Annotated in this window: 23 protein-coding genes; 9 read left to right on the top strand and 14 right to left on the bottom strand. The window is 58.8% G+C overall.

Translation table 11 applies throughout. The annotated features are described in order from the left end of the window. Positions 1-130: 130 nt before the first annotated feature. A complete protein-coding gene (locus tag JJN09_RS14650; RefSeq protein ID WP_249490726.1) occupies positions 131-1,753 on the top strand; it encodes a methyl-accepting chemotaxis protein in 1,623 nt (540 codons plus the stop codon). Positions 1,754-1,865: 112 nt separating this feature from the next. Next, positions 1,866-2,309 carry a hypothetical protein gene (locus tag JJN09_RS14655; protein ID WP_249490727.1) on the top strand — a complete coding sequence of 148 codons (444 nt, stop codon included), beginning with the start codon at positions 1,866-1,868 and terminating at the stop codon, positions 2,307-2,309. Between the two features lie 382 nt (positions 2,310-2,691). Here JJN09_RS14655 and JJN09_RS14660 read toward each other — a convergent pair whose 3' ends face one another. Beyond that, on the bottom strand, positions 2,692-2,997 hold the full coding sequence (locus JJN09_RS14660; RefSeq protein ID WP_249490728.1) for a PepSY domain-containing protein: 306 nt from the start codon (positions 2,995-2,997) through the stop codon (positions 2,692-2,694). Positions 2,998-3,151: 154 nt separating this feature from the next. On the opposite strand from JJN09_RS14660, the gene JJN09_RS14665 reads away from it, so the two are divergent. Next, positions 3,152-4,030 carry a sterol desaturase family protein gene (locus tag JJN09_RS14665; RefSeq protein ID WP_249490729.1) on the top strand — a complete coding sequence of 293 codons (879 nt, stop codon included), beginning with the start codon at positions 3,152-3,154 and terminating at the stop codon, positions 4,028-4,030. Between the two features lies 1 nt (position 4,031). Here JJN09_RS14665 and JJN09_RS14670 read toward each other — a convergent pair whose 3' ends face one another. Together JJN09_RS14670 and JJN09_RS14675 are read right to left on the bottom strand one after the other, a co-directional pair. Next, positions 4,032-4,715, bottom strand: a complete 684-nt coding sequence (locus tag JJN09_RS14670; RefSeq protein WP_249490730.1) for a helix-turn-helix domain-containing protein — start codon at positions 4,713-4,715, stop codon at positions 4,032-4,034. Continuing rightward, entirely contained in the window at positions 4,715-5,842 is a 1,128-nt protein-coding gene (locus tag JJN09_RS14675; protein WP_249490731.1) for a glycerophosphodiester phosphodiesterase, read from the bottom strand. The genes JJN09_RS14670 and JJN09_RS14675 overlap by 1 nt, the downstream gene beginning before the upstream one ends. Positions 5,843-6,057: 215 nt before the next feature. Between JJN09_RS14675 and JJN09_RS14680 the strand changes: the two genes are divergently transcribed. Continuing rightward, entirely contained in the window at positions 6,058-6,384 is a 327-nt protein-coding gene (locus tag JJN09_RS14680; RefSeq protein ID WP_249490732.1) for a DUF2025 family protein, read from the top strand. Positions 6,385-6,530: 146 nt separating this feature from the next. Here JJN09_RS14680 and JJN09_RS14685 read toward each other — a convergent pair whose 3' ends face one another. Together JJN09_RS14685 and JJN09_RS14690 are read right to left on the bottom strand one after the other, a co-directional pair. Next, on the bottom strand, positions 6,531-6,845 hold the full coding sequence (locus JJN09_RS14685) for an antibiotic biosynthesis monooxygenase (RefSeq protein ID WP_249490733.1): 315 nt from the start codon (positions 6,843-6,845) through the stop codon (positions 6,531-6,533). Next, positions 6,842-7,549: a CTP synthase gene (locus JJN09_RS14690; protein WP_249490734.1), complete on the bottom strand. Its 708-nt coding sequence runs from the start codon at positions 7,547-7,549 to the stop codon at positions 6,842-6,844. Before JJN09_RS14690 ends, JJN09_RS14685 begins: the two co-directional genes overlap by 4 nt. A 15-nt stretch (positions 7,550-7,564) precedes the next feature. On the opposite strand from JJN09_RS14690, the gene JJN09_RS14695 reads away from it, so the two are divergent. Next, entirely contained in the window at positions 7,565-8,506 is a 942-nt protein-coding gene (locus tag JJN09_RS14695; RefSeq protein WP_249490735.1) for a LysR family transcriptional regulator, read from the top strand. On the opposite strand, the gene JJN09_RS14700 is transcribed toward JJN09_RS14695, so the two are convergent. The 4 genes from JJN09_RS14700 to JJN09_RS14715 form a co-directional block, all read right to left on the bottom strand. After that, entirely contained in the window at positions 8,507-9,040 is a 534-nt protein-coding gene (locus JJN09_RS14700; RefSeq protein ID WP_249490736.1) for a DUF1003 domain-containing protein, read from the bottom strand. Positions 9,041-9,101: 61 nt separating this feature from the next. Beyond that, positions 9,102-10,421 (bottom strand): PAS domain-containing methyl-accepting chemotaxis protein, encoded by a 1,320-nt coding sequence (locus tag JJN09_RS14705; protein WP_249490737.1) that lies wholly within the window; start codon positions 10,419-10,421, stop codon positions 9,102-9,104. A gap of 184 nt (positions 10,422-10,605) precedes the next feature. Beyond that, positions 10,606-11,658, bottom strand: coding sequence for a diguanylate cyclase (locus JJN09_RS14710; RefSeq protein ID WP_249490808.1), 1,053 nt, complete (start codon positions 11,656-11,658; stop codon positions 10,606-10,608). Positions 11,659-11,805: 147 nt separating this feature from the next. Further along, positions 11,806-12,414 carry a TetR/AcrR family transcriptional regulator gene (locus tag JJN09_RS14715; protein ID WP_249490738.1) on the bottom strand — a complete coding sequence of 203 codons (609 nt, stop codon included), beginning with the start codon at positions 12,412-12,414 and terminating at the stop codon, positions 11,806-11,808. A gap of 215 nt (positions 12,415-12,629) precedes the next feature. Between JJN09_RS14715 and JJN09_RS14720 the strand changes: the two genes are divergently transcribed. Further along, positions 12,630-13,682, top strand: coding sequence for an MBL fold metallo-hydrolase (locus JJN09_RS14720; protein ID WP_249490739.1), 1,053 nt, complete (start codon positions 12,630-12,632; stop codon positions 13,680-13,682). A 12-nt stretch (positions 13,683-13,694) separates the two neighbouring features. On the opposite strand, the gene JJN09_RS14725 is transcribed toward JJN09_RS14720, so the two are convergent. From JJN09_RS14725 to JJN09_RS14740, 4 genes are all read right to left on the bottom strand, one after another. After that, complete coding sequence (locus JJN09_RS14725) at positions 13,695-14,015, bottom strand: helix-turn-helix domain-containing protein (RefSeq protein ID WP_249490740.1); 321 nt, start codon at positions 14,013-14,015, stop codon at positions 13,695-13,697. A 2-nt stretch (positions 14,016-14,017) separates the two neighbouring features. Beyond that, the gene (locus JJN09_RS14730) at positions 14,018-14,371 is read right to left on the bottom strand and encodes a type II toxin-antitoxin system RelE/ParE family toxin (protein WP_302852063.1); all 354 of its coding nucleotides are present in this window, start codon (positions 14,369-14,371) and stop codon (positions 14,018-14,020) included. A gap of 42 nt (positions 14,372-14,413) precedes the next feature. Continuing rightward, positions 14,414-14,731, bottom strand: coding sequence for an XRE family transcriptional regulator (locus tag JJN09_RS14735; protein WP_249490742.1), 318 nt, complete (start codon positions 14,729-14,731; stop codon positions 14,414-14,416). Positions 14,732-14,823: 92 nt separating this feature from the next. After that, positions 14,824-15,591: a helix-turn-helix domain-containing protein gene (locus JJN09_RS14740; RefSeq protein ID WP_249490743.1), complete on the bottom strand. Its 768-nt coding sequence runs from the start codon at positions 15,589-15,591 to the stop codon at positions 14,824-14,826. A gap of 112 nt (positions 15,592-15,703) precedes the next feature. On the opposite strand from JJN09_RS14740, the gene JJN09_RS14745 reads away from it, so the two are divergent. From JJN09_RS14745 to JJN09_RS14755, 3 genes are all read left to right on the top strand, one after another. Then, positions 15,704-16,519 carry a sulfite exporter TauE/SafE family protein gene (locus tag JJN09_RS14745; protein WP_249490744.1) on the top strand — a complete coding sequence of 272 codons (816 nt, stop codon included), beginning with the start codon at positions 15,704-15,706 and terminating at the stop codon, positions 16,517-16,519. A 90-nt stretch (positions 16,520-16,609) separates the two neighbouring features. Beyond that, complete coding sequence (locus JJN09_RS14750) at positions 16,610-17,758, top strand: hypothetical protein (protein WP_249490745.1); 1,149 nt, start codon at positions 16,610-16,612, stop codon at positions 17,756-17,758. A gap of 126 nt (positions 17,759-17,884) precedes the next feature. Next, positions 17,885-19,033 carry a hypothetical protein gene (locus JJN09_RS14755; RefSeq protein WP_249490746.1) on the top strand — a complete coding sequence of 383 codons (1,149 nt, stop codon included), beginning with the start codon at positions 17,885-17,887 and terminating at the stop codon, positions 19,031-19,033. A gap of 3 nt (positions 19,034-19,036) precedes the next feature. On the opposite strand, the gene JJN09_RS14760 is transcribed toward JJN09_RS14755, so the two are convergent. After that, positions 19,037-20,023, bottom strand: coding sequence for a hypothetical protein (locus JJN09_RS14760; protein ID WP_249490747.1), 987 nt, complete (start codon positions 20,021-20,023; stop codon positions 19,037-19,039). Positions 20,024-20,146 lie beyond the last annotated feature (123 nt).

A 20,146-nucleotide genomic window follows, 5' to 3' on the forward strand; every position in this document is an offset into this window, starting at 1 on the left:
CTCTGGCACGCCGATCACGCATGAGTTAGGTTGCGCGCCTTCGGCCAAGAGCCAAGGTTCGCCGACACGGATGTCCGGCCACAATTCACGTCTTACCGGACGTGCCTCATCCCTGTCATGAGTACCTGCGATGTTGCAAAAATCCCTGAGAGCGCAAATTCTCGCCCTGCTGAGCGGCAGTCTGTTGGCGATGCTGTTGATCGCGCTGGCCTGCTTTCATTTCCTGTCCAACGGCGTGCAGAACTACAGCCAGTTGATTGCCGGCCCCTTGCACACGTCGCAACTGATCGACGAAGCCAACCTGCAATTCAAGGTGCAGGTGCAGGAGTGGAAAAACGTCCTGCTGCGCGGCAAGCAACCGGCAGACCTGGCCAAATACTGGGGCCAGTTCGAAGATCGCCAGCGCGATGTGCAGAACATCCTCGGTGAACTGGCCAATCAGAAAGGCCTCGAGCCTTCGCTGAAAACCCGTATCGAACGGCTGCGTGAAGAGCACCGTCTGCTCGGCAGCGCGTACCAGAAAGGTCGCGATGCCTACGTCGCCGCCGGTGCCGATCCGACCGCTGGCGACACCGCCGTCAAAGGCGTCGACCGCGCCGCCAGCGATCAGATGAGCGAACTGGTGGCCGAGCTGCGCAAGCAGGGCACCGAACAGTCGGCGCTGATCAGCGCTGGCGCTGATCGCACTGTAATGCTGGGGATTCTGGTGATGCTCGCGTCCGGCCTGTTGATCGGATTGCTGAGCCTGTGGCTGGTCAACCGCAACCTGGTCGATCCGATCCGCAAACTCATCGACTACGTCACCCAGTTGAGCAAGGGCCGTCTGGTCGAGCGTGTGTCCAGCGACCGTCAGGACGAGTTGGGCAACCTGGCCGCAGCAGCCAACACCCTGCGCGATTTCCTCGCCGAAACCTTCAACCATCTGCAGCGCAGCGCCAAGGATCTGGACAGCGCCAGCGGCGAGTTGAACGCCATCGCCACCGTGATGGCCGGCGGCACCAACGAGCAGTTCAACCGCACCGATCAGGTGGCCACGGCGATGAACGAAATGTCCGCCACCGCCCAGGAAGTCGCCCGCCATGCGGCCGATGCGGCGCGTGCTGCCGACGATGCCGACCAGTCCGCCCAGCAGGGCGAAAAGGTCATGCAGAGCACCATCCACAGCATCACTCAGATGCGCGGCGAAATCGCCAACACCGCCACCGTGATCCGTCGTCTGGAAGCCGACAGCGGCCGCATCGGCAAGGTGCTGGAAGTGATTCGCGGGATCGCCGAGCAGACCAACCTGCTGGCGCTCAACGCCGCCATCGAAGCGGCCCGTGCCGGTGAAGCCGGGCGTGGTTTTGCGGTGGTGGCTGACGAAGTGCGTAATCTGGCGCAGCGCACGGCGGAGTCGATCATCGAGATCAACCAGATCATCCAGAGCGTGCAGACCGGCGCGGTGGATGCAGCCCACGCCATCGACAGCGGCCAGACCCGCAGCGATGAAAGCGTCGAGCAAGTGACCCAGGCCGGCGCCATGCTCGAGCGCATCACCCACGCGGTGGAAGCGATCCGCGACATGAACCGCCAGATCGCTACGGCGGCGGAAGAGCAGACCTCGGTGGCCGAGGACATCTCGCGCAACCTGACCGAGATCACCTCGATTGCCAGCACCAACCTCGACAACGTGCAGCGCACCGAAAGCGCCAGTCAGAACCTGCACGGCCTCTCCGGCCAACTGAACGACGTCACCGCTCGCCTGAGCGTCTGACCCGCCAGTGACTGTGTACCGGCCCGGTTACCGAGTCGGTACACAGTCGATCTCAATTCGTGCAGGCCGCCGCCGATGGCCGGTTATTCATAACCGTCATCGGAGATTTCCCATGGTCAGCATCACGTCTGTTTCGATCAATCAAACCGTCACCACGTCCACCAGCAAAACCTCGATCGCCGACACGGGCGACGACACCTCGACCACGGCGGCGGCCAGCACCGGTGTGAAAGCTGACACCAGCAAAGTCGCGGCGGGCGGCGGCGCTGCACCTTCGGGGGACAGCAGTTCCAGCAACGAAGAATCGGATACCGTGAAAGAACTGCGCAAGCAGATTGCCGAGTTGCAGAAGCAATTGCAGGAACAGCAACAGGCGCTGCAAGCGGCTCAGGCCAAACAGGAAAGTCAGGATGCCAAGGCTGCGGATGTTGCGGCTGCGCAGACGCAGATCGCGACGACTTCGGCTTCGTTGCAGACGGCGACGGCGGCGTTGTTGGCGGCGTTGCAGGAGTCGGATTCGAGTACGTCGGGGGCGTTGGTCAGTACTACCGCGTGAAGCCGTTCCCCTCACCCTAGCCCTCTCCCGGAGGGAGAGGGGACTGACCGAGGTGTTTTTGCTAGATACATCGACCTGAAAATCCTGTGTCGAACTCAGGTGCGTAAAATCCCCCGATCAGCTCCCTTTCCCTTCGTCCTGGCCCTCCCAATACATCGGAAGGGTACAAGCGGAGTTGAATGTTAGAGGTGCGCCGACCTGACAGTTCTAAGTTGACCTCAGTTTTTGAAACCTATGGAGATCTGCTCCCTTTCCCCCTCGCCCCCCCTGGGGGAGAGGGCTGGGGTGAGGGGGGAAAGATCTATCTGGCGACGAAGTTCTCAAGGCAGACACAAAAAAGCCGCACGATCCAATAATCGTGCGGCTTTGTTTTAGCAGCCATTCAAGTGTCTTGCTTGTTGCTCAGCACCTTGCCAGTGGTCGCATCGAAGTCCACATCGAACTCTTTGCCATCAGCAGTACGCAATTCAACTTCGTACTCATAACCATTGAAGTGATTATCCAGATCCGTGTCGGTGATGGTCGCGCCCGGGTGCAGTTTCAGCGCTTGTTCGTTCATCGACTCCAGCGACTTGATCTTGCCGGACTTCACCAGCTCAGGAATCTGATCGACGCGAACGTCAGCCTGGGCCAGGCCAGCGGTGAGGGTCAGGGCGGCAGCGGTAAACAGGGCAGTCAAGGTTTTCATCGGTTATTCCTTTGGGTGATTCGTTCAAGTGAGTTCAGGTTAGCCACTTCAACTTAATTCACCCTTAAAAAATGCCGTGGGTGTTTTGCGTCGTTTGTTCAATCGCCGTTCGCGGGCAACTTTCATGCTCAGCCTTCGATTAATGGAGGTGGACATGAAACGCATCTTTTCGTGGTTGTATGCGCCGTTGTTCTGGGGGGGATTTATTGGCGGCGGGATTGGATTGGCGGGGCATTCGCTGCTGTGGTTGTTGCCGTTGTTTGCTTTGGCATTGGCGGTATCGTTCGCGGCTGAATGGCTGCTGCCTTATGAAGTGAACTGGAATCGCCCGGCCGGTGACCGTCGTCGCGATATGCTCCACGCGCTGGTCAACGAAGCGCTGAACGCCGTCGGCCTGCTGGCGTTGCCGGGGCTGGTAACGCTGCTGGCGATTGACGGTGCATGGCCGTCGAACTGGCCGCTGTGGCTGCAAGTCGGCTTGGCGATTTTCATCGCTGATGCGGGCGTGAGCCTGGTGCATTACGCCAGCCATCGCGTGCCGTGGATGTGGCGGCTGCACGCGATTCATCACAGTGTCGAGCGGCTCTACGGTTTCAACGGTTTGATGAAACATCCGCTGCATCAACTGCTGGAGGCGACGGCGGGGCTGCTGCCGTTGCTGGTGCTGGGGATTCCGTCCGAGGTGGCGGTGTTGCTGGCGTTCGCCATCGCGATTCAACTGTTACTGCAACATTCGAACGTCGACATGCGCGTCGGTCCGTTGCGCTGGATCTTCGCCTGGGCGCCGTTGCACCGCTTTCACCACATGAAGTACGGGCGCGCCGGTGACGTCAATTTCGGGCTGTTCTTCACCCTGTGGGACTGGCTGCTGGGCACCGGTTTTTACACGGAAAACTATCGAATCGGCGAGGGCGACCTGGGCATCGGCAGTCGCCCAGATTTTCCACGGGACTATATGGTGCAGTTGCTCGATCCGTTCGAACCGGCAGCGCTGAGCAAGGAACCGAAAGTGCCGGACGGCTTGAGACGTTGAGTCAGTCCAGCAGGCGCAATTCGATGTGCTGCAACGCCTGGCGGGCGGTGACGCCGAAGAGTTTTTTCAGGCTGCGGGAGAAGTGCGCAGAGTCTGCAAACCCGGCGGAGTGGGCGGCATCGGTCACCGCATTACCTGCCAGAATCGCAGCCATCGCCAGCCGCAATCGTCGCCATAACACCAGTCGCCGCACCGGCAAGCCGACCTGACTGACAAACAAGCGCTGCAACTGGCTCAGGGAAACATGGGCGGAATCAGCCACGGCGCTGGCGGCGACTTTGCTCGAAAGCGAGGCATCGACAGTGGCGAGGGCGCGTTCGATTCGCGGATCGCTCAGCTCGCGGCGCGGGCATTGGCCAATGGCGTAATCCAGTGCTGACAACGACAACTCGCTGTCGAACAGCGCATCGCGCAACGTCTGGGCCTCAAACCGCAACGGTTCGGCGTACACGGTGAACACGGGATCCGGCGCCTCGACAATCGCATGGCGAGTCTGTGACGTAATCAGCAGGCGGGAAGTGGTGACGGTTTCGCCCTCGACCAGTACAGTCAACGGCCGGTCAGGCGCAAGAATCAGTTGGTGCGCATAGTGGGAGTGGGGCGCAGTGCGCCCCGACATCCCGTGGATCAGGCCATAGTCGTGCCCCAGCCAGAGGCGGCCTGTCCACGGGGTGTCCGGTTGCATCAGAAACCGTTGTTCTTCAACACCTGATCCACACTGGCGGCGGCCGGGCGTTTGTAGAACTTCAGCAGCTCGCTGGCGCGGTTGGTAAAGATGCCATCGACGCCGGCAGCCATGACTTTCTCGTAGTCCACCGGCTCATCGACGGTGTAGACGTGCACCAGCATTCCCTTGTCGTGGGTGTATTTGTTCATCCATGGCTGAACCAGATCCGAATAGCTCTGATCGCCGCCGTGAGTCAGTTTGGCCGAAGGGCCTGTACCGATGGCGCCCTGAGCCTTGGCGTAGTCTATCCATTGCTTGAATTCAGCTTCGGATTTCGGCTCTTGCTTGCCGTAGAACGTGTTCTTGTCCTTCTCGCCGGATTCGGCAAAGGTCACTTTCGATTTCGGCTCGATGCTGCCTTCACCGACCCACAGCAACAAGATCTTCGGCACCTGCGGCATTTCCTTTTGCAGCAGCTCAAGGCTGTTTTTCTCGAAGGTTTGCAGGATCACTTTGCCGTTGCCTGCACCGACGCTGGTGGCGTCTTTTGGCTGTTTGGCGCCGGCCGGGATCAGCAAACCACGGGCCTGGAGTTTTTCCTTCAGGTCGTGCTCGATGCCAGGGAACAGTTGCGGTTCCTTGGTCTCGATGTACAGGCCCGGCTTGTGCTGCGGGTTGGCCTGGGCGATGTCGATGATTTCGTCCAGGGTCAGAATCTTCAGGCCGGCGTAGGACGGACGCGCGCGATCCGGGTAGGCTTTGTTGTACCAGCTGCCGGCATCCAGGGTTTTCAGTTCGGCCATGGTGAAGGCGTTGGCCGGGCTGTCCTTGCGATCCGGGAACTTGCTGGCGACGTCGGTGGTGCGTTGCAGGTTGTTGTCGTGCAGGGCGAACAGCACGCCGTCCTTGCTGCGCTGTAGGTCCATTTCCAGGTAGTCGGCGCCGAGGTCGCGGGCCAGCTTGTAGGAGGCTGCGGTGGATTCCGGTGCATCGAAGGACGCGCCACGGTGGGCGATCACCGCCGGGTGCGGAATGCCCTCGGAGGCAGCGAATGCAACAGGGCTTGGCTGGGCGGCAGCGTGGGCCTGGCCGAGGCCGAGCATCAGGCTCAGCAGCAGAGCGCTTTTGGTAAACGTGGCGGGCATGTCGAGGTCCTTTCGCAGGTATTTTCGAAGATGTCCCTTTTAGCAACTCAAACGAAAACGTGCTATCGCAAGACCGACATAAACGTACTGAAAGCGAAAATTTCCGCACTTTTGTGCGTTTGTTTGCAGTACGCTTGGCCACGGCAACCACCCCGGCAGAGGGTGTGCCTCAATGCCCTGCGTGTAAACCTTCGATCACTCTTGTGAGGTTTACCATGCGCATCACATCCCAACTCATCTGCCAGGCGGCCGACGACCTCAAGGGTTTTGTCGGCCTCAACCGCAAGACCGGCCAGTACATCGTGCGTTTCAGCGAAGACTCGTTTGGCATGGACGTGGCCGATGACGGCATCATTCCCGCCAGCGAATTTGTCTGGTCACCGGCCACCGAGCAAACCATGACCCTCAAGCGCGAACTGATCCAGTTGCTGCTCGATCAGCACATCGATGACCGGATCAACATCACCGAACCGTTGCGGGTTTACATGAGCAAGCGTGAAGTGCCGGAGATTGAGGCGGTGCGCAGTCTGGTGAAGGGCTGAGGTTCTGCTGTGACTGTTCCGGCCCCTTCGTCGGAACGCCGCCCGGGGCAAGCCCGCTCCCACAGGTTATGGGTTGTTCTGAAAATCACGCGGTACCTGTGGGAGCGGGCTTGCCCGCGAAGGGGCCAGTGAATTCACCTCAATACTCACTGGCCGAACCGATATTCCCGCTCAACCCGACACACCCGTGTATGAAACGCCGAATACCACTCCGCCCGCCCACGCGCCTGAATCACGCGGTGCTCCGGATGCTCACGCCAAGCCAGAATCGCCGCCTCGCTCTCCCAGTACGAAACCGTAATCCCCACCCCGTCCGCGCCCCGGATCGAATCGATGCCGAGAAACCCCGGTTGCTCGCCCACCAATTGCATCATGCGCTCGGAGGCTTCGGCGTAGCCGTTGTCTCCGTCGGTGCGGGTCGAGGTGAAGATCACGGCGAAACATTCAGTGTTCGATTTCATCGACGTTGCTCCGAGCAGGCTTCTACAAACGCCCGCACCAGTGGTGGCAATAAACCTTTGAGCGCGGCACGTTCCGGCTGGAACAACGTCGCGACAAAGAACACATGGTTTTTCAGTTCGATGGCGCGCAGATCGCCGGCCGAATCGTGGCCCACGGCGTGCAGGTCATGGGTCAGCAATTCCCGTTCGAACTGCGGATTCACACCAAAACGGCAGCGATAACCTTCACGAATCTCGGATGTTTCGTACGCCTTGGCGATCAACGAACCGGGCACCAGGTGAATGCTGTCCACCGCTTCCACCAGCGAGCAGGTCAGCGGCGTGAGCACCGCACGGCTGGACCCGGGCGATGTTTCGCCATGCTCGGCATCGGCCCATCCGAGCACGTTGCGGGAAAACTCCAGCACGGCATGTTGAAAACCGCCACAGGTGCCGAGGAACGGTCGCTGCTGTTCGCGCGCAAAACGAATGGCCCGCAACGCGCCAGCTTCACTCTTGTAAGGGCTGGCCGGGACACACCAGAAACCGTCGAAACCATCGAACGGTGTATCGACGTGAATCCCGTCCGTGGCCAGCCACTCGAAATTTACGGGACGGCGAATGTGTTCCGCCGCCAGCCCAAGGGCAACGGGGATGGCTTGGTGGGCGGTGACTTGCGGGTCGTAGTCACCGATCAGGGCGATGCGCAGTGCTCTGGATTCCATGAGTGTTCGCTGTGCTTGTTGATGGATGATGCTCACTATAGATTGGCGTTCACGCACTCAATATGGGCATTTCCCCAAGTGATCAATGCAGCGACGCACTATCGACTCGACTTCCCGGACCTGGCGCTGATTCTCGCCCTGGTGCGCGGCGGCTCTCTGGCCCGGGCCTCGCAGCTGTTGAAGGTCGATGTGTCGACGGTGTTTCGCGCCGTGCGCAGGCTCGAAGCCGCGCTGGGTCAGCAACTGTTCGAAAAAAGCCGAGCGGGTTACCTGCCCACCAGTCTTGCGCAGACTCTGGCGGAACAGGCAGAACGCGCCGAACAGGCACTGGAAGCGGCGCGCATCGGCGTGGAGCAGGGCGGCGAAGTGGTCAGCGGCACGGTGCGCCTGACCTGTACCGATTCGGTGCTGCAAGGTCTGCTGCTGCCGGCGCTGGCGCAGTTCATGCCGAACTACCCGGCGCTGACCATCGAGTTGAGCACCTCCAACGATTTCGCCAACCTCAGCCGCCGCGATGCCGACATCGCCCTGCGCCTGACGCGCACACCACCGGAGCATCTGGTCGGACGGGAACTGGCGAAAATTGCCTACCGGGTCTGCGCCAGTGAACGTTATCTACAAAATGTTGAAGAGGCCGATCTGACCACGCTGACCTGGATCGCTCCGGACGATTTCCTGCCCGATCACCCGACCGTCGTCTGGCGTCGCCAGCACTTGCCGGGCGTGACGCCGGGTTACCGCTGCAACAGCATGCTGTCGGTGACAGAGCTGGTGCGCGCCGGGCTCGGCGTCGCGGCGTTGCCGGACTTTCTGATTACCGAAGGCCTGCGAGCCTTGAGCGAACCGCTGCACGGTTATGACACCGCGCTGTGGTTGCTGACCCGCCCGGACTGTCGCGCGTTGCGCTCGGTGGTCACGCTGTTCGATGAACTCGGGCGGGCGCTGCGTTTGCCGTGATCAGGATTGCGGGTTCTGGCGCATGTGATCGTGCAACTCGCGGGTCAGGCCTTCGATGCGCTCGGTCAGGTTCTTGGTCATTTCGGTGAGCCGGGTGTTCTGCTCCAGCAGCTCAAGCAACTGCGCGGTGTTCTTTGCCGCCTGCACCTGACGCTCGGAATTGGCCACGGCCAAGGCTTCGCGGTGCTGCGCGTCGGCGTCCGATTGCGCCTTGTCCCGTGCGGCCTGACGGGTCTGGGCCAGCAGAATCAGCGGTGCGGCGTAGGCCGATTGCAGGCTGAACGCCAGGTTCAACAGGATGAACGGATAGACGTCGAAGGTCGTCACGCCAAAGATGTTGAGGCACACCCACAGCACCACGATCAGGGTTTGCGCGCCGAGGAAAGTCGGCGTACCGAAGAACCGCGCGAACGCCTCGGCCCGCAAGGCGAACTTGTCGTTGCCGAAGGTTGTGTTGAGGTGGGCGTGGGGGCGGTGGAAGCGCAGGTGATCGACAGTGGCAGCGGCGGGGGATTCGGTTTTTTCGGTGGTCATGACGGACTCGGCAGGGCTTGGGACGTTGAGTCACTATAGCCCTGCGTCGCCCGTGTTGGCCTTATCCCGGCGTACGCTCGTTGGCAAACATGCTCACCGCGTCCACGGCTTCGCTGGCGCCGTCGCGAATCTGCAGAATCACCGTCCCGGCCTGATCTGCTAGCTCGACACCTTGCGCCGCGCGCCCACGGGTGCCGTCCATGCTTTTGATCGCCTGGCGGGTTTCGCTCTGGATCAGGCCGATCATGTTGGAAATCTCCGCCGTCGAACCGCTGGTACGTGCCGCCAGTTGCCGCACTTCATCGGCCACCACGGCAAAACCGCGACCTTGCTCGCCGGCACGGGCCGCTTCGATCGCGGCGTTCAGGGCCAGCAGATTGGTCTGATCGGCAATCGCACGGATGGTGTTGACGATGGTGGTGATCTGCTCGGAGCGTTCGCCGAGCTGTGCGATCAGGTTCGAAGATTCAGCGATGTCGTCGGCGATTTCGCGCATTTCGCTGGCCGTTTGCTGGATCACTTGCGTGCCTTGCTCGGCGACTTTTCGGGTGGCGACAGAGATGTGATAGGCGGCGCTGGCGCTGCGCGCATCCTGCTCGTGCTGCTCGACCCGGGCGGTGACGTCCGAGGCGAATTTCACCACTTTGCACAGCCGGCCGGCGGCGTCGTAGACCGGGTTGTAGTTGGCCTCCAGCCAGACGGTTTGCCCGCGTTTGTCGACGCGTTCGAACTGCCCGTGAAACAACTCACCCTGATTGAGCCGGCGCCAGAAATCCTGATACTCGCTGCTGCTGACCAGCTCTGCGGTGCAGAACAAGCGGTGATGTTTGCCTTTGAGTTCGGCAAGCGTGTAACCCATGCGCGTCAGAAAATTCTGATTGGCTGTAAGGACATTGCCATTGAGGTCGAACTCAATCACCGCCATGGCCCGGTCGATGGCCTGCAACTTGGCGTTGGCTTCACTTTCCTGCTGCACCTTGGCGGTGACGTCCATGGCGTACTTGACCACTTTCACCACGCGGCCCGAAGCATCCTTGATCGGGTTGTAACTGGCTTCGAGCCAGATCGGCCGGCCCTGGCTGTCGACGCGTTCGAAGGTGCCGGACTGGAATTGACCGTTTTTCAACTTCGACCAAAGCTCGGTGTACTGGCTGCTGCGGGCAAAATCGGGTGGGCAAAACTGGCGGTGCGACTGGCCAATCACCTGTTCGGCGGTGTAGCCCATGGTCTTGAGGAAGTTGTCGTTGGCGCGCAATACCACTGCGTCGAGATCGAACTCGATCACCGCCATGGAGCGATTGATAGCTTCGAGCAAACCGGATTGCTCGGTGATGGTGTGTTGCAGGTCGTCGATGACGGACTTGTGGCGATTGAAAAACATGCTGGGTGCGCTCCGGAAATAGGGCTAGAGGTGTTGTCCCTGTTCCCGCGGCGGCAGGCCGAAGATGCTGGCGACGTTCGGCGTTGACTTCATAGTGCCAGCATCCAGGCTGACGGCTCAATCTTATACAAAGTTTATAAAGTTGTACAAGAAAGTGGTTTGTCCGGATCTTGTACAACTTTTGTCAGGCGCTGGACCGGCTCAACGCTACGCTGATCGTGTTACGGCCCGTGTGCTTGGCGGTGTACAACGCTTTGTCGGCGTCATCCAGCCAGTCGAGTGCATCCGCGTAGGTCAGTTGAAAACGCGCCAGCCCAATGCTCAGGCTGACGCGCAACTCGGGCACCTCGGGATGGCGGTATTGATGCAGAGCCTGGCGCAGTTGCTCCATCAAGGCCTCAGCTTTGCTCAGCGGCAGGTTGGGCAGGATCACGCAGAACTCGTCGCCGCCGTAACGACCGGCCAGCTCACTTTCATCCAGCACGGATTTCAGTTTGCGACTCAGTTGTTGCAGCACTGCGTCGCCGACGATGTGCCCGTAACTGTCGTTGATCACCTTGAAATGATCGATGTCGATCAGTGCCAGCGTGGCTTGGCTGTTGTGGTCGCGGCACTGCTGGAACTTGAGGTGCAGCAGGTCTTTCCAGGCACCGTGGTTGAGCAGGCCGGTCAGGCTGTCGGTGCGGCTGAGGGCGCTCAAGGTGCGTTTGTGTTCGGCCAGTTTGATCGCCAGTTGGTAACAGACCATCCCCAGTGCGAGCGGATAAAGGGTCAGCATCGGCAGGCAGGCCCAGACTTGGGTCTGCGTGGTGGTCAGGTTGAACTTGACCCCGAATACCGACCAGCCCAACAGCACGCCGATCACCTGGGCGAGGGCGCCGAGCAGGAACAGCCGCCGGCCACCGGCGGCCACATTGTTCATGGTCATCATCGACAGAATGGTCACGGCGGTCAGCGGGTTGAACTGGAAACACGCGGTCCAGAAACCACCGAACACCGAGTCATAAAGCAGGTTGCGACGTTCGGCGCGGTAGGGAAAGGCCGAGCGAGTTGACCATTGATAGGCGACGTGGGGCCAGAGAAAACCATTGAACAGCAGCAGCGCCCAGAGCCAGGCCGGCATGTTCAATGGATACAGAGCGGCGCCGACACTGAAAAGACCGACGCCCAAACCGATGGCACGTGGCAGGTAAATGCGTCTGGCGAATGACAAGCCTTTGCCGCGTTGGTTATCCATGATGTTCTTCGCCAGATTCATTCTGAAACACTTTGCAGTGTAATTCTTCAGAGTGACCGTTCATCGGTCAATGACAGACATTGTCATTTATTCCAGCGGGAAAATTCAGTGTCCTTGTGAGCCATTTAATCTTGGTGCAGGCACGATCTAGGGCTGATAGCAGGCCAGGAACATATCCAGCGCCGACTCGACCACGGCATTTTGCGATGCGTTGTCGAGCGCCGGTTGGCCCATGGAAATCTGCGGCCAGAAGGCGAAGGATTTGAGCAGGCCCTGTACCTGATGCGCGGCGAACTCCGGATCGACCGGTTTCAATCGACCGTCCGCCTGAGCCGCGCGAATCCACACGGTCACGCTTTCCTCACGTTCGCCCATGCGCGCCACCATATTCTGTGCGCGTTCGGGCGAGTGGATCGCGGCGGCAATGGCGACACGTGCCAGATTCATGAAATTGTCGTCCGCCATCATCTGCAACTTGGCCAGCAGCATCGTTCGCAGTTGATCGCGCAACGGCTGATCGGGCAGATACGACACGGCTTGCTCGGTGCTGATCCGTGCCCACAACTGGTTGAGAATTTCGGCGAACAGCTCTTCCTTGCTCGGAAAATGGTTGTACACCGTACGCTTCGACACCCCGGCGGTGGCCGCAATCTTGTCCATGCTGGTGACTTCGAAACCGTTGGCGCGGAATTCAGTAATGGCCGCCAGGATGATGGCTTCGCGTTTGCGGTCGGTAAGGCGCGTTGGAGCTGTCATAAATTCGATTCGGCAGGAAAAAGGAGGAAATTACACTCGGCAGTTTACTTGTCATCCGGTTTGATGCAACCTAGAAAGTACACCGATCAGTGTAATGCTGCGTTAATCGGTGCAACCTAAAACCAGATGTCCGGCTGATGCGTGCGTGCCTTGGCCATTTATCGTCCCACCTTGGAAAACCGTGAGTTGCGCGGTTTTTCTGGAGTCATTCAGTCATGGCCAAATCAATTTCTTCCGCGGTCAGTCCTGTACCTGAAGCTTCGCGCCAGGCCGAAGGGACTTTCCGCAATCACGCTCCAGTGCAACGCGAAGGTGTGCGAAAGATGCTGCGCATCATGTGGAACATGATCTTTCACAAACCGCGCAACACCCGCCCGGCGTCGGCCATTCCCGTGCAGCCTTTGACCCGCGCCGACCTGATCGCTGCGCCGAATCACAGCGTCTATCGTCTCGGTCACTCGACCCTGCTGCTGAAACTGCAAGACAAGTTCTGGATCACCGACCCGGTGTTCGCCGAGCGCGCCTCGCCCGTGCAATGGGCCGGCCCGAAACGCTTCCACCAGCCGCCGATCAGCATCGACGAGTTGCCACCAATTGAAGCCGTGATCCTGTCGCACAACCACTACGACCACCTCGACTACGAAGCAGTGTTGAAACTCGCGGACAAGGTCAATGTGTTCCTGACCCCGCTGGGCGTCGGTGACACGCTGGTGAAATGGGGCATCGATGCCAGCAAGGTCCGCCAGTTCGACTGGTGGCAGGGCACCGAAGTCGCCGGCATCCGCTTCATCGCCACCCCGTCGCAACACTTCTCCGGCCGTGGCCTGTTTGACGGCAACCAGACCCTTTGGGCTTCGTGGGTCATCATCGATGGCGATACACGAATCTTCTTCAGCGGCGACAGCGGCTACTTCGATGGCTTCAAGCGCATCGGCGAACAATACGGCCCGTTTGACCTGACCCTGATGGAAACCGGCGCCTACAACGTCGAATGGCCCCACGTGCACATGCAACCGGAAGAAACCCTGCAAGCCCACATCGACCTTAAGGGCCGCTGGTTACTCCCGATCCACAACGGCACGTTCGACCTGGCGATGCATGCCTGGCATGAACCCTTTGACCGCATTCTTGCACTGGCCTGGGAGCGCAGTGTTTCCATTACCACTCCGCAAATGGGCGAGGCGTTCAACCTGGCACAGCCGCAACGCGGGAATGCGTGGTGGTTGGCGGTTGAAGGGGAGAGTGAGGCGGTGGTGCAAGGGGCGTAGTAGGGTTTCGCGTTATGCAAACACCACTTCAATTCGGCCCTCTTTGCGTGAGCGAGGGGCCGACTTGACAACAATTTGGACATCTCGCCCAAGATGAGAAAGGCATTCCATCATCTTGGCTTCACTGATGCCGCGGAATTTCCCTCTCAGCATTTCGGATAGCTTGGGTTGTGAGAGCCCCAAGATTTCAGATGCTTGAGATTGAGTGAGATGACGCGCTTTGATGATTTCGCCAATCTTTGCGGCAAGCTGTGACTTGACCTGCATTTCACTGGCGTTTGGCAAGCCAAGGTCTTGATAGACGTTTCCGCTGCTTTCTTCGATTTCATTCATTTCTATGTTCCTTTCGCGTGATCCTGAGCGGCTTGAAGTCTCTTTCGGATCAGATCGACATCGCACTGCGCGGTTTTTATACCGGTGGTCGACTTCTTCTGAAAACAATGCAAGACGTAAATCGCATTGCCAAAACGGACCGTGTAAACGGCGCGGTAGGTATTCGTATCAAAGTCCTCAATCAACTCGAGGACACCCGCGCCTCCAAACCCCTTCAGAGGTTTTGCATCTGGATGTTTGAGACCGCTTTGGGCCAAATCCAGTGCGTGACCAAAAACATCCTGTACATCTGTGGGCATCTGCTTCAGATCTTTCTTGCTACTGCTAACCCACAGGAGTGGCTTCCTTGTACTCATGCGAAAAATATACCTATATTGGAATAATCACAATCAGTCCTTTCAGTCAGCCATCGCATAATCTCCATGACTCACTGAATCCGGCATAGCACCTCTGACATTCCCCCCACGCCCCGGCGTAAACCCCGGAAAGAACACCAGCCCCTGCGCCTCAAACCGATAGGTCAACGCCAGCCGCGCCGAATCCGCCACTTCCTGCTGCGCTTCGAACCGTTGGATGTCATTGACCGAAACCCCTGCCTCCCGCGACAGTTGTTCCACGCTCCAGCCCAACATCCCTCGGGCCTGGGCGCAGTGGGTCGGGGTGAACTGGAAAAGGGCGATACGTTCGAGGATGAGATTCATCGCTGAAGAGGCCATGGTGTGCTCCGGGCTCGAGAGTGCTGATGGAAATGTACTGTGTTTTTGTACAGTTGTTTTCGGCCGGGATCAAACGCATTTTTTGATTTGCCCTAGTTCGCCGCCTCCAACCAGACGGACGGTGCCTGACCGAGGATCCGACGGAACATCGTCGAGAACGCCGCCGGGCTGTCATAGCCGAAATCCAGGGCAATCCGCGTCACCGCTTCACCCGCCGCCAGCCGTGCCAGCGCCAACACCACGCAGGCGCGCTGGCGCCATTGGCTGAAACTCAGGCCGGTCTGCTGACGAAACAGTCTGTTGAAGGTGCGTAAGCTTACGTGCAGCTGATCGGCCCATTGCTGGGGCGATTGATGGGCATTCGGCTGATGCAGAAAGGTCTGACACAGTTCGAGCAGTCTTCCGTCAGACGGCAGCGGGATATGCAACGGCAGCGGTGCGCTACGCACCAATTCATGCAGCAGCAAATCGATTAGCACACCGTCGCGTCCGGTCTGGTCATACGTCAGCGGCAACTCCACGGCGTCCATCAGCAAGTGCCGCATCAACGGCGACACGCTGATCACCTGGCAGCGCTCACCCAGATCCACCGCCCCCGGCTCGATATACAAACTGCGAGTGCTGACCCCCAGCATCAACACCTCATGCGCCACCCCCGGCGGAATCCACACTGCCCGCTGCGGCGGCACCACCCAGTTGCCGTCATGCGTGCTGACCTGCATCACCCCGGTCGCGCCATACAACAATTGCGCCCGCCGATGTGTATGACGTGGCAACAGATAGCCGTGGGGATAATCCGTACCGATCGCCACCACAGGGCGCGGCGTGTCATCCAGCAGATTGATCGAAACATTGCGCATCGAGAGGCATCCAGCGATTGGCGTAAACGCAAACATTATTGGCTGACTTGCTGAAGCAGGCCAAGCGTTGCGGCTCTATCGTCGACCGCTCCCAAACAACGGACGACGCGCCATGTTCTACCTCCTGCTGACACTCTTCGGCTGCCTGACCGGCGTCACCGCCGTACTTTTTGGTTTCGGCGGCGGCTTCGTCGTCGTGCCGCTGCTGTACCGCATGCTTACCGCCGGCCACGGCGCTGACGACCCGATCAGCCAATCCGCCATGCACATCGCCGTCGCCACCTCGACTTGCGTGATGATCGTCAACGCCTTGGTCGCCACTGACAAACACCGCCGCGCCGGCAATCTTATTCGTGATTACCTCTGGCCCTTGGGCGGGTTCATCGGTTTGGGCGCGGTTGTCGGCGCAGTCGCAGCGGTGTGGGTCAGTGGCGAAGTCATTCGTTATGCCTTCATCGCCTACCTCGGTGTGACGATTGTCGATTGCCTGTTGCGACGCGGCTTTCTCACACAGTCCGAAGGCGTCATCCCACGGCGATTGGGAACGGTGGAAACGTCTGGCGGCGGTGTGGGGATTGGCGCCATCGCGACGTTTCTCGGTTTAGGAGGAAGCGTCATGACCGTGCCGTTATTGCGGCGTTGCGGGTTGAGCATGTCGCAGGCGACGTCGATGGCCAATCCGCTGAGCATGCCGGTAGCTTTGGCGGGGACGCTGACGTACATGGTGATGGCCGGATTTAGCGAGACAGACCTCGGGCCATGGTTTATCGGGTATGTGGATCTGTTGGCGTTTGCGGTGCTGACGCTGGGCTCGATGCTGGGGATTCGACTGGCGACGCCGTGGATCGGGCGGATACCGGATCGGGTGCATGCTTGGGTGTATATCGGGTTGCTGGTGATTGTGATGATCAGCATGTGCGTGAATTGAGTCTGAAGTCGCTCGATTCTGCACTGCAACCTCTACATAATCCGCGGCTACTTTTTGCGAGCAACGGCTCGTTTACTCAAGGATGAAGTGATGTTCCGAGGACTGTTGCGCCTTTTCGGTGTTCTGTTGCTGACGGGGTTGTTTGTGTCGACTGCGACCTGGGCCGACAGCGGCGCGCAGGTGTACACCGGCACTCTGGGTAAATCGCCCATCGTCCTCGAAATAAATACCCGTACCGGAGAGGGTCGTTACTTTTATAAGAAGTACCGCAAGGATCTGGCACTCGACGGTGCCATGGATGGGGAAACGCTGGTGCTGGAGGAAGGCTCGCGGATGGAGAACTCTCGTCCGACCCTTCGCTTGCAGCCAGCACTTGATGGTTGGAGTGGCGAGTGGACAAGTACCGCCGGTAAGACCCTGAAGATCGAGTTGAAGCCAGCCATCATTCCCGAAGTACCCGCCGGCTCCTTACCCTATCTGGCCAAGTTGCATGATCATGCAACTTACGAGTACTTGCGGTTGCAGGGCGTCACGCTCAAGAAAGGCAAAACCGAAACCTTCATGGGCTACACGCTGCAATGGTGGAGCGAGCCGCAGACAAAAACTTCACTCTTCGAAGTGGTCTCGGGTTACTCCCCTGAGGAGCGTCAGCGTATCAACCAGCAGTTGATGGCGCGTTTGTGGGGCCAAGTGTTGTCGTCATATGGCTGCGGCGGTTATTACGCTCAATCCAGTCAACCGCTGTGGATGTCATCGGCAGTGATGAGCGTGCGCATTTCAACCGAATACTTCTGTGGCGGAGCCTACCCGGATCAAAACCAGGAAGCGCTCAATATCGATACAAAGAGCGGCAAGTTACTGACCCTTGAAGATGTTCTGTGGGTCGGGCAGGGCCAGCCAGTACGTCATGAAGAGCGCGACGACTACATCGACACATCATCCGGTTCATCTGATGTCTGGTCAAAGTACCGCACCACGGAGTTAGCGCCTTGGCTGGTTGCCCAATTGACCAGGCTCTACCCGAAAGACATGACCATCACGCCGGAAGGCTCAGACGACTGCGGCTACAACGATGAAGGTCCTTGGGACTTCCCTGGTTGGTATTTCACACCGCAAGGCATCAAGCTCGATCCATCGTTTCCGCATGTCGCAGCGGTATGCGGATTCGTGGACTGGAGTGTTCTGCCGTACAACGTCGTCAAACAACATCCGGGTGGTGTAGCGCTGCAACTGCCATGACGCGTCGTTAGAGCTCGAATTACATATCTCGATTACCGGACACAACCTCGCCATAATTCGCCGCGAATTTTCCAGCGCCGGCCCCCACGTCCCGGCGCAACTTCCGACTCATTCAGGGATCGATCCATGCTCAAGGGACTGTTACGCCTGGCGCCATATGCCGTGGCGTTGTTCACACTGATTTCCGCCGCCCATGCCGAAGATGGTCCGCGCGTGTTCACCGGCACATTGGGCAAGACGCCGATTGTGGTGGAACTCAACACTCAGCAGCCGGATGAAGTGACCGGTCGTTACTTCTACGAGAAGTATCACCGCGATTTGGCCCTCAGCGGTTCATTACAAGAGAGTGCGTTGACGCTGGCCGAGGGCAACAATCGCTACGGCGATGACAAGCCGCTGCCAACCCTCAAACTGAAATCCACCGCCAACGGCTGGCAGGGCGAATGGCAAAACCCGAAGGGCAAAAAGCTGCTGGTGCAACTGGTCGAGGCCAAACTTCCAGCGCCGACCGCAACGACGTTGCCCTTTATTGCCACGTTGCCGAAAGACGATCCTTACGAATATTTGCGCCTGCAGGGGCTCAAGCTCAAACCGGGGAAGAAAGAGAACTTCATGGGCTACGACCTGCAATGGTGGGCGGAGCCTGAGTCGAAAATCTCTTTATTCAGTATTGAGTCCGGTTATCCCAAAGAAGAGCAGCAGCGGATCAACGAGCAATTGTTGGAACGTCTCTGGAAAGAGGTCATCAGTTATCACGCCTGCATGCTGCAAGGTGGCGAAAGTGCCGAGCAATGGCAAAGCGTCGCGCCCACGTTTCTGTCGTCCGATATCGTCAGCCTGAACATCAACACCGGTTACGACTGCGGCGGCGCGCACCCGGATGTCGGCAACTCCCCAATCAATCTCAATGCTCATACTGGCCAGGAATTAAAGCTGGAAGACGTTTTGAAAGTGGGGGCGCACGAAGGCACTCCGACGGAGATAAGCAATGGCGAACAGAGAGAGGTGTTTGTGCAATGGCTTATAAAGCAGTTCACCTCGCTGTATCCCAACGAAATGAAGAAACCAGCCGCAGGTGATGAAGACAGCTGTGATTACACCGATGAAAATGTCTGGAGCGCTTTCGATTGGTACTTCACCGCCAAGGGTATTTATCTGGGGCCGTACTTCCCCCGCGTACAACGTGGTTGCGATGAGCCCGAGTGGTCGATCCTGCCGTACTCCCTGATCATGCAAGACCCCGGCGCCGTCAAACTGCAACTGCCCCAGAACTAACCATCACGCCAACCCCGGCGCTTCACGAATAATGAAGTGATCCAGGTTCTCGATATTGGCATTGAAGACCTCGAAAGGTTTTTCGGGGTTCTTCTTGCCCGGCACCTGTTTCAACTCCGGCGTCACGCCATAAAAGAAGCAAAACAACTCCTTATCGCTGTCGATGGCGTGCTTGATCTCTTCCAGAAACGCCTTGCGCTTGCGGTAGTTGTCGATCAGCTTTTTGTTGAGATAGACACTGACCGGATAAGGCTTCTTCTTGCTGTCATCCGGCTTCTTGAACCAGACCTTGTCCTCGAAATCGATCCGGAAACTGGCGCTGTGAAAGTCCTCGATTTTCTTGATCCGGCCCCAGTAAATCAGCCCCTTGTTGTCCATCAAGTACTCGATCTTCTTGAAGAACGAACTGTACGGCGCCGTATGCTCGCCAATCTTCAACGGCATGCGCTTGAGCAAATCCTTGTCCGCGAAGTTCGACACAAAACACTCCACGGGGTGAGCGAAGACACTGGTCTTGTCCGGCGCCGTCTCACGACTCGGCGACTCTTTCGAGTTGGTAGCCGCCACCCGCACCGGATCATCCCGCAACACATCCGCCGCCCCCGCAGGCGCGGCAGGCTTGCGCACATACTCACGGCGTGTCAGCAACAATTCCGACGGGAAATGCTCCTCCCGCCCGTCATCCGTTTCCCCATCCGCCGCCTCAACCCCCGGCGCCGACGTCTTCAAACTCACATACGGACAACCCGCCACATGCTGCGTACCGGGCAGATTCTTGAAGTGCGGCGTGCGCACGTAATTCACGTTCTTGGCGTTGAACGTACCCAACTCGTTGGAAGCATCGAACGCCGAACGACAGGCGTCGTTGGGGCACTGGAAGTGTTCCTTCGCGGAATCGAACGCCACCGTCTCATCGAAATTGAGATCGCGAACGTCATAGATCGACAGTTTGTCGTCGAGGCTGAGGCAGTAGGCGAGGTCGAATTTCATGGTGGGGCTCGGGTCCTTGAGTGGGGGAGGGGTATTAATAGCGGGTGATGGGGTGGGTTGCACTGATTGTTTTCAGAATGATGCAGAACCAGTCTGCCGGGGATTGGCTATCCCAGGCACTCT

Source organism: Pseudomonas sp. HS6, assembly GCF_023375815.1.
Classification (GTDB): Bacteria; Pseudomonadota; Gammaproteobacteria; order Pseudomonadales; family Pseudomonadaceae; genus Aquipseudomonas.

What these genes read in the sequence shown, in the direction of transcription:
- JJN09_RS14650 (WP_249490726.1), top strand. Translation starts at nt 131, where the DNA reads ATGTTGCAAAAATCCCTGAGAGCGCAAATTCTCGCCCTGCTGAGCGGC.
- JJN09_RS14655 (WP_249490727.1), top strand. Translation starts at nt 1,866, where the DNA reads ATGGTCAGCATCACGTCTGTTTCGATCAATCAAACCGTCACCACGTCC.
- JJN09_RS14660 (WP_249490728.1), bottom strand. Translation starts at nt 2,997, where the DNA reads ATGAAAACCTTGACTGCCCTGTTTACCGCTGCCGCCCTGACCCTCACC.
- JJN09_RS14665 (WP_249490729.1), top strand. Translation starts at nt 3,152, where the DNA reads ATGAAACGCATCTTTTCGTGGTTGTATGCGCCGTTGTTCTGGGGGGGA.
- JJN09_RS14670 (WP_249490730.1), bottom strand. Translation starts at nt 4,715, where the DNA reads ATGCAACCGGACACCCCGTGGACAGGCCGCCTCTGGCTGGGGCACGAC.
- JJN09_RS14675 (WP_249490731.1), bottom strand. Translation starts at nt 5,842, where the DNA reads ATGCCCGCCACGTTTACCAAAAGCGCTCTGCTGCTGAGCCTGATGCTC.
- JJN09_RS14680 (WP_249490732.1), top strand. Translation starts at nt 6,058, where the DNA reads ATGCGCATCACATCCCAACTCATCTGCCAGGCGGCCGACGACCTCAAG.
- JJN09_RS14685 (WP_249490733.1), bottom strand. Translation starts at nt 6,845, where the DNA reads ATGAAATCGAACACTGAATGTTTCGCCGTGATCTTCACCTCGACCCGC.
- JJN09_RS14690 (WP_249490734.1), bottom strand. Translation starts at nt 7,549, where the DNA reads ATGGAATCCAGAGCACTGCGCATCGCCCTGATCGGTGACTACGACCCG.
- JJN09_RS14700 (WP_249490736.1), bottom strand. Translation starts at nt 9,040, where the DNA reads ATGACCACCGAAAAAACCGAATCCCCCGCCGCTGCCACTGTCGATCAC.
- JJN09_RS14705 (WP_249490737.1), bottom strand. Translation starts at nt 10,421, where the DNA reads ATGTTTTTCAATCGCCACAAGTCCGTCATCGACGACCTGCAACACACC.
- JJN09_RS14710 (WP_249490808.1), bottom strand. Translation starts at nt 11,658, where the DNA reads ATGGATAACCAACGCGGCAAAGGCTTGTCATTCGCCAGACGCATTTAC.
- JJN09_RS14715 (WP_249490738.1), bottom strand. Translation starts at nt 12,414, where the DNA reads ATGACAGCTCCAACGCGCCTTACCGACCGCAAACGCGAAGCCATCATC.
- JJN09_RS14720 (WP_249490739.1), top strand. Translation starts at nt 12,630, where the DNA reads ATGGCCAAATCAATTTCTTCCGCGGTCAGTCCTGTACCTGAAGCTTCG.
- JJN09_RS14725 (WP_249490740.1), bottom strand. Translation starts at nt 14,015, where the DNA reads ATGAATGAAATCGAAGAAAGCAGCGGAAACGTCTATCAAGACCTTGGC.
- JJN09_RS14730 (WP_302852063.1), bottom strand. Translation starts at nt 14,371, where the DNA reads ATGAGTACAAGGAAGCCACTCCTGTGGGTTAGCAGTAGCAAGAAAGAT.
- JJN09_RS14735 (WP_249490742.1), bottom strand. Translation starts at nt 14,731, where the DNA reads ATGGCCTCTTCAGCGATGAATCTCATCCTCGAACGTATCGCCCTTTTC.
- JJN09_RS14740 (WP_249490743.1), bottom strand. Translation starts at nt 15,591, where the DNA reads ATGCGCAATGTTTCGATCAATCTGCTGGATGACACGCCGCGCCCTGTG.
- JJN09_RS14745 (WP_249490744.1), top strand. Translation starts at nt 15,704, where the DNA reads ATGTTCTACCTCCTGCTGACACTCTTCGGCTGCCTGACCGGCGTCACC.
- JJN09_RS14750 (WP_249490745.1), top strand. Translation starts at nt 16,610, where the DNA reads ATGTTCCGAGGACTGTTGCGCCTTTTCGGTGTTCTGTTGCTGACGGGG.
- JJN09_RS14755 (WP_249490746.1), top strand. Translation starts at nt 17,885, where the DNA reads ATGCTCAAGGGACTGTTACGCCTGGCGCCATATGCCGTGGCGTTGTTC.
- JJN09_RS14760 (WP_249490747.1), bottom strand. Translation starts at nt 20,023, where the DNA reads ATGAAATTCGACCTCGCCTACTGCCTCAGCCTCGACGACAAACTGTCG.